8 protein-coding genes are annotated in these 6,199 nt (G+C 57.4%); 1 reads left to right on the top strand and 7 read right to left on the bottom strand.

Annotation, left to right across the window (positions count from 1 at the left end; all coding sequences use genetic code 11):
• Together mltG and pabC are read right to left on the bottom strand one after the other, a co-directional pair.
• Positions 1-953 (bottom strand): endolytic transglycosylase MltG (gene mltG / locus ADK28_RS13065; RefSeq protein ID WP_048795841.1); only part of this gene is annotated, 953 nt, incomplete at its 3' end.
• A gap of 13 nt (positions 954-966) precedes the next feature.
• Positions 967-1,764 (bottom strand): aminodeoxychorismate lyase, encoded by a 798-nt coding sequence (gene pabC, locus ADK28_RS13060; RefSeq protein ID WP_033640747.1) that lies wholly within the window; start codon positions 1,762-1,764, stop codon positions 967-969.
• Between the two features lie 139 nt (positions 1,765-1,903).
• On the opposite strand from pabC, the gene ADK28_RS13055 reads away from it, so the two are divergent.
• Positions 1,904-2,479: a membrane protein gene (locus ADK28_RS13055; protein WP_048795840.1), complete on the top strand. Its 576-nt coding sequence runs from the start codon at positions 1,904-1,906 to the stop codon at positions 2,477-2,479.
• Between the two features lie 90 nt (positions 2,480-2,569).
• Here ADK28_RS13055 and fabF read toward each other — a convergent pair whose 3' ends face one another.
• The 5 genes from fabF to ADK28_RS29440 form a co-directional block, all read right to left on the bottom strand.
• Positions 2,570-3,811 (bottom strand): beta-ketoacyl-ACP synthase II, encoded by a 1,242-nt coding sequence (fabF, locus tag ADK28_RS13050; RefSeq protein WP_004928734.1) that lies wholly within the window; start codon positions 3,809-3,811, stop codon positions 2,570-2,572.
• An 82-nt stretch (positions 3,812-3,893) separates the two neighbouring features.
• The gene (gene acpP, locus ADK28_RS13045) at positions 3,894-4,130 is read right to left on the bottom strand and encodes an acyl carrier protein (RefSeq protein ID WP_004719003.1); all 237 of its coding nucleotides are present in this window, start codon (positions 4,128-4,130) and stop codon (positions 3,894-3,896) included.
• Positions 4,131-4,284: 154 nt separating this feature from the next.
• Entirely contained in the window at positions 4,285-5,019 is a 735-nt protein-coding gene (gene fabG / locus ADK28_RS13040; RefSeq protein WP_016928193.1) for a 3-oxoacyl-ACP reductase FabG, read from the bottom strand.
• An 11-nt stretch (positions 5,020-5,030) separates the two neighbouring features.
• A complete protein-coding gene (gene fabD / locus ADK28_RS13035; RefSeq protein ID WP_048795839.1) occupies positions 5,031-5,960 on the bottom strand; it encodes an ACP S-malonyltransferase in 930 nt (309 codons plus the stop codon).
• Between the two features lie 18 nt (positions 5,961-5,978).
• The coding region (locus ADK28_RS29440) for a 3-oxoacyl-[acyl-carrier-protein] synthase III C-terminal domain-containing protein (RefSeq protein WP_048795843.1) at positions 5,979-6,199 on the bottom strand (221 nt) is incomplete at its 5' end.

Genomic DNA, 6,199 nt, shown 5'->3' with positions numbered 1-6,199 from the left:
GTGAAGGTATGCCCACCCTTGCCGTCGGCGACAAAATAGAGATATGGCGTTTTGGCCGGATTGGCGGCCGCCTGCAACGAGGCCTCACCCGGCATGGCGATCGGCGTTGGCGGCAGGCCGGCGATCACATAGGTGTTGTAAGGCGTCGGCATCTCCAGATCCTTGCGCGTGATGTTGCCATTATAGCTTTCGCCCATGCCGTAGATCACCGTCGGATCGGTCTGCAGACGCATGCCGATGCGCAAGCGGTTGACGAACACCGACGCCACCTTGCTGCGCTCTTCCGGCACGGCGGTCTCTTTCTCGACGATCGAAGCCATGGTCAGCAGCTCTTCCGGCTTTTTGTACGGCAGGCTGGTGTCGCGGCCGGCCCAGGCGGCCTGCAGCGCTTTGTTCATGCGCACGTGCGCGCGTTTGAGCAGCGCGATGTCGCTCATGCCGGCGGTATACTGATAGGTATCCGGGTACAAATGCCCTTCCGGGGTTTCTCCCTCAGGAATGCCGAGCGCAGCGGCGATCTCCGCTTCGCTCTTGCCCGCCAGGGTGTGTTTCAGGTATTTGGACTGTTGCAACACCTGCTGCCAGTCACGCAGGCGTGAGCCTTCGATAAAGCGTGCGGTGAACTGCGCCTCTTTGCCGCTGGCCAACAGTTTCAGCATCTGGCGCACCGTCATGCCCGGCGTGAACCGGTAGGTACCGGCTTTAAATTCCGCCAGCTCCGGCTCCAGCTTCAGCAGCCACTGGAACCAGCGGCCATTGTGCACCAATTTATCGCGCACCAGTAACCCTTCGAGCGCTACCCGGCCAGTGCCGGCCGGCAGTTTGAAGATGGTTTCTTGTTGGATAGCCAGTGGCGTATCGGCAAAGCGTTCGATCTTCTGGTAGCCCCAAAACAACAGCGCCAATACCAGAACAACAATAACAGACAGGACCTTCAGCTTTCTTTTCTTCATCAATTAGCCATGGTTAACAGTGTGGACGCAAAAAATCATACAGCTGACGTGAAGCATAACGCCATGATTGCGCAGCGTTTACCGGCAGCAACGGCATCAGCGCATTGCTCACCAAGACTTCGTCGGCATCGGCCAGCGTCTCCAGCGGTTCACTGACGCAGTGCAGATGGTATTCCGAGCCCGCCAGCAGCGCGATCACTCGCCGCCGCATCAGGCCCGCGACGCCCGCCTGGCTCAGATCCGGGGTGAATACCGCTTTTCCCTTACGCCAGAACAAATTAGCCGCACAGCATTCCACCAGCATACCGGCAGTGTCAAGCACCAGCGCCTCGTCGGCGGCCGTCTGGTCAAGATGCGCGCGGATCAGCACCTGCTCCAGGCGGTTCAAATGCTTCAACCCCGCCAGCAGCGGATTGCGCGCCAGCGCCACCGGGCTGAGCGCAAGCGTAATGCCCTGCTCGCGCCACTGCAAATAGTGCGCAGGGTAGCTGCTGCGGGCCACGATGCGCGTCGGGTTTTCGCACCCGGTCGGGCTGTAACCCCGCCCGCCGCTGCCGCGCGTCAGTATCGCTTTGACCACGCCGAGCGGAATTGATTCGGCCGCCTGCGCCATCTCGCGCTCGAAAGCCGGCCAATCGGTGGCGGGCAGCATCAGCCGCTGCGCCGCTTGCTGCAACCGCTCCAGATGCCAGGGCAGCAGCTCGATTTTACCGTCGATAACCCGGGCAGTCGTAAAACAGCCATCGCCGAACTGCAGGCCGCGATCGCTCGGCGCCAGCGCATCGTGGCGTTGTCCGTTAATCCAGTACATGCTTCCTCCTGTTGCCGGGTAATTTTATTACGCTCGCAGAATAGCAGGCGGCCGTTAATGCAAAAGCGCTCAATATGACCACTTATCATCCAGCTCGGCTGGTGTTATGGTAGCTCATTGGAAAAATTAGGCTATCCGCATGAAATACAAAAAAATATTATCAATAATTATAATTTTATTTACCATTCTGATAACTGCCGGGCTGCTGACCATAAAGCCGCTGCGCGTTGCCTTCCCCTCATTGCTGCCGGGAATAACATGCCCAACAGCAACCCTCTGCACGGATGATGTCGCAAAATTAGTAGATGCTCAAAAGCTTTATCGAACCGGCTATGCGCACGCCAGTAACGCCGTCGGACCATTTATCGGCAGCCCTCGAGTCGTGTTCTGCAGCGCTGCAGCCTGCGCCGAGATGTTCGGCATGGGAAAACGGGCCGCCGCTGCGATTGGTGATCTCGGTCTGATTGTTGCACCACGCGGTTGGACAGCGTTCTACTTAACGCATGAAATGATCCACTATCGGCAGGCAGAATTCTTCGGTAATCTCGCCATGTTGACCAAGCCTTCATGGCTGATTGAGGGCATGGCTTATTCCATGAGTGGCGACCCGCGCTCACTGGGCGCCCCCTTCGAAGAATGGCGTACTCAATTCGAGATGTGGCAGGCTACACTTGGCAATCAATCCGTGTTGCAAGCGGCGAAAAATATAAAATAGCCCCCTGCAGATACCCCTCTCCGTCAAATTGTACGCGTAAAAAAGCCCGGTTAAAAAACCGGGCTTTTCATCAGCGTTCAACAGCGCGAGTTACACTCGGCGGAAGATCAGCGAGCCGTTGGTGCCGCCGAAGCCGAAGGAGTTACACAGGGTGTACTCCATATCGCTGACCTGGCGCGCTTCGTGGGGCACGAAGTCCAGATCGCAACCTTCATCCGGGTTATCCAGGTTGATGGTTGGCGGTACCGCCTGATCGCGCAGCGCCAGCACGGTGAAGATGGACTCGATCGCGCCCGCCGCGCCCAACAGGTGGCCGGTCATCGATTTGGTCGAGCTCACCAGCACGCGCTCTGCATCGGCGCCGAACACGGATTTCACCGCCTGCGCTTCCGCCTGGTCGCCCGCCGGCGTAGAGGTGCCGTGTGCGTTGATGTAACCGATTTGTGACGGGGTCACACCGGCGTCAAGCAGGGCATTTTCCATCGCCAACGCAGCGCCCGCGCCGTTTTCTGGTGGTGACGTCATGTGATAAGCGTCGCTGCTCATCCCAAAGCCAACCACTTCGGCGTAGATTTTCGCGCCGCGTTTTTTCGCATGTTCGTACTCTTCAAGCACCATCATGCCAGCGCCGTCGCCCAGCACGAAGCCGTCGCGGTCTTTATCCCACGGACGGCTCGCCGCCTGCGGATTGTCATTACGGGTGGACAGGGCGCGCGCTGCGCCAAAGCCGCCGACGCCCAATGGGGTGCTGGCTTTCTCTGCCCCACCGGCCAGCATCACGTCCGCATCATTGTAGGCAATGATACGCGCCGCATGGCCGATGTTGTGCACACCTGAAGTACAGGCGGTGGCGATGGAAATGCTTGGGCCACGCATGCCGTACATGATTGTCAGGTGGCCTGCAATCATATTCACGATGGTGGATGGCACGAAGAACGGACTGATTTTCCGTGGGCCACCGTTAACCAGTGAACTGTGGTTTTCTTCGATCAAACCCAGGCCGCCGATGCCGGAACCGATCGCGGCTCCAATGCGGGTGGCGTTAGCCTCGGTGATGTCCAGGCCAGCATCCTGCATGGCTTGCATGCCGGCAGCGATACCGTACTGGATAAAGGCGTCCATCTTGCGCGCATCTTTGCGAGAGATGAAATCCTCAGAATTAAAATTCTTTACCAGGCCAGCAAACTTGGTCGCATAGGCAGTGGTATCGAAATGGTCGATCAGGCTGATGCCACTCTGACCGGCAAGAAGAGCGTTCCACGTGGACTCTACCGTATTGCCGACAGGAGACAACATGCCCAGTCCGGTCACAACTACTCGACGCTTAGACACGTTTGTCCTCCAGGGAGGGAAAAATATGACACTAGGGATAGAAAAAACTTAGGCGGTCGAACGACCGCCTAGATATGTTCTCTTACTGCTGGCTAGCGTTGATGAAATCAATAGCTGCCTGAACAGTAGTGATCTTCTCAGCTTCTTCGTCTGGAATCTCGGTGTCGAATTCTTCTTCCAGTGCCATTACCAGCTCAACGGTGTCAAGAGAATCAGCGCCCAGATCTTCAACGAAAGAAGCGTTGTTCAAAACTTCTTCCTGTTTAACACCCAGTTGCTCAACAATGATTTTCTTAACGCGTTCTTCGATAGTGCTCATACTCTTAAATTTCCTATCAAAACTCGCTTTCGCGATGGTTTTCGTAGTGTATAAAATGCTGAAAAAGATGCAACTAAATCCCGGCTGGTCAAACCACGATTTTACGCTATTTTGCGGTTTTTGCCTCAAATAACGCAAATGGTTTTCACATTTTTTAAATCATGTACATGCCGCCATTGACATGTAACGTTTCACCGGTGATATAGCCGGCCTCATCAGAGGCCAAAAATGCAACAGCGCTGGCGATTTCTTTAGCATCGCCCAGCCGGTTAGCTGGAACTGATGACAAAATGCCTGCGCGTTGATCATCTGTCAACGCCCGTGTCATGTCCGTCTCAATAAAGCCAGGTGCCACGACGTTGACCGTAATGCCACGCGAAGCAACTTCACGTGCCAAAGATTTGCTAAAACCAATCAGACCGGCTTTAGCCGCCGCGTAGTTCGCCTGCCCTGCGTTCCCCATGGTGCCGACAACGGAACCGATGGTGATGATACGGCCAAACCGCTTTTTCATCATAGCGCGCATTACCGCTTTTGACAGGCGGAATACGGAAGTCAGGTTGGTGTCGAGGATATCCTCCCACTCATCATCCTTCATACGCATCAGCAGGTTATCACGCGTGATGCCGGCATTATTCACTAAAATGTCGATTTCGCCAAATTCGGCGCGAATCGATGCCAGCACGCTGTCGATAGATTGCGCATCAACAACGTTCAACATAAACCCTTTGCCGTTTGCGCCCAGGTAGCTGCTGATCGCTTCAGCGCCGCTCTCGCTGGTCGCGGTGCCGATCACTTTGGCGCCGCGTGCCACAAACGTTTCTGCAATGGCTCGGCCAATGCCGCGGCTTGCGCCGGTGACCAGAACGATTTTACCTTCGAAGCTCATCATTTTCCTCTTTATTGTTCAAGCGCCGCCGACAGGCTGGCGGTGTCGTTCACCGCCGCAGCCGTCAGGGTGTCAACAATACGTTTAGTCAGACCGGTCAGCACTTTGCCCGGCCCCACTTCCAGCAGCGACGTCACTCCCTGTGCTGCGATAAATTCTACGCTCTCGGTCCAACGCACCGGGCTGTACAGCTGACGCACCAGCGCGCTGCGGATCGCTTCAGGATCGTTTTCGGTGCGCACGTCGACGTTGTTCACCACCGGCACCTGCGGCGCGTTGAAAGTGATGTCCTGCAGCGCTACGGCCAGCTTGTCGGCGGCCGGCTTCATCAGCGCGCAGTGCGAAGGCACGCTCACCGGCAGCGGCAGCGCACGTTTGGCGCCGGCGGCTTTGCAGGCGGCGCCCGCACGTTCAACCGCTTCTTTGTTGCCGGCGATGACCACCTGGCCCGGCGAGTTGAAGTTGACCGGAGAAACCACCTGCCCCTGTGCGGACTCTTCACACGCCTTGGCGATCGCGTCGTTGTCCAGACCGATGATGGCGTACATCGCGCCGGTGCCTTCCGGCACCGCTTCCTGCATCAGCTTGCCGCGCAGCTCGACCAGACGGATCGCCGCCTTGAAGTCCAGCACGCCGGCGCAGACCAGCGCCGAGTACTCGCCCAGGCTGTGGCCAGCCATCAGCGCAGGCGCTTTACCGCCCTGCTGCTGCCACACGCGGAAAATCGCCACCGAAGCGGCCAACAGAGCCGGTTGGGTCTGCCAGGTTTTGTTCAGTTCTTCCGCCGGACCTTGCTGCACCAGCTGCCACAGGTCGTAACCCAGGGCGGAAGAAGCCTCGCCGAAGGTTTCTTCGACGATCGGGAACTGTGCGGCCAACTCGGCCATCATGCCAACGGTCTGCGACCCCTGGCCCGGGAAAACAAAAGCAAATTGCGTCATTTTTTCTTCCTGTCCAAATCAGAAACGAACCAGCGCCGAGCCCCAGGTAAAGCCGCCGCCGAAGGCTTCCAACAGCACCAGTTGACCACGCTGAATTCGCCCGTCGCGCACGGCTTCGTCCAGTGCGGAAGGCACCGAGGCGGCAGAAGTGTTGCCGTGACGATCGAGCGTCACCACCACTTTGTCCATCCCCATGCCCAGTTTTTTCGCCGTTGCGCTGATGATGCGCAGGTTGGCCT

Source organism: Serratia sp. 506_PEND (assembly GCF_001076875.1).
GTDB lineage: Bacteria > Pseudomonadota > Gammaproteobacteria > Enterobacterales > Enterobacteriaceae > Serratia > Serratia marcescens.
The sequence above is the reverse complement of the archived record's forward strand: the minus strand, read 5'-3'. Positions and strand labels throughout refer to the sequence as shown.

Bases quoted from the DNA above. Each gene is read 5' to 3' on its own strand.
- acpP (WP_004719003.1), bottom strand. From the start codon at position 4,130: ATGAGCACTATCGAAGAACGCGTTAAGAAAATCATTGTTGAGCAACTG.
- ADK28_RS13055 (WP_048795840.1), top strand. From the start codon at position 1,904: ATGAAATACAAAAAAATATTATCAATAATTATAATTTTATTTACCATT.
- pabC (WP_033640747.1), bottom strand. From the start codon at position 1,764: ATGTACTGGATTAACGGACAACGCCACGATGCGCTGGCGCCGAGCGAT.
- fabG (WP_016928193.1), bottom strand. From the start codon at position 5,019: ATGAGCTTCGAAGGTAAAATCGTTCTGGTCACCGGCGCAAGCCGCGGC.
- fabD (WP_048795839.1), bottom strand. From the start codon at position 5,960: ATGACGCAATTTGCTTTTGTTTTCCCGGGCCAGGGGTCGCAGACCGTT.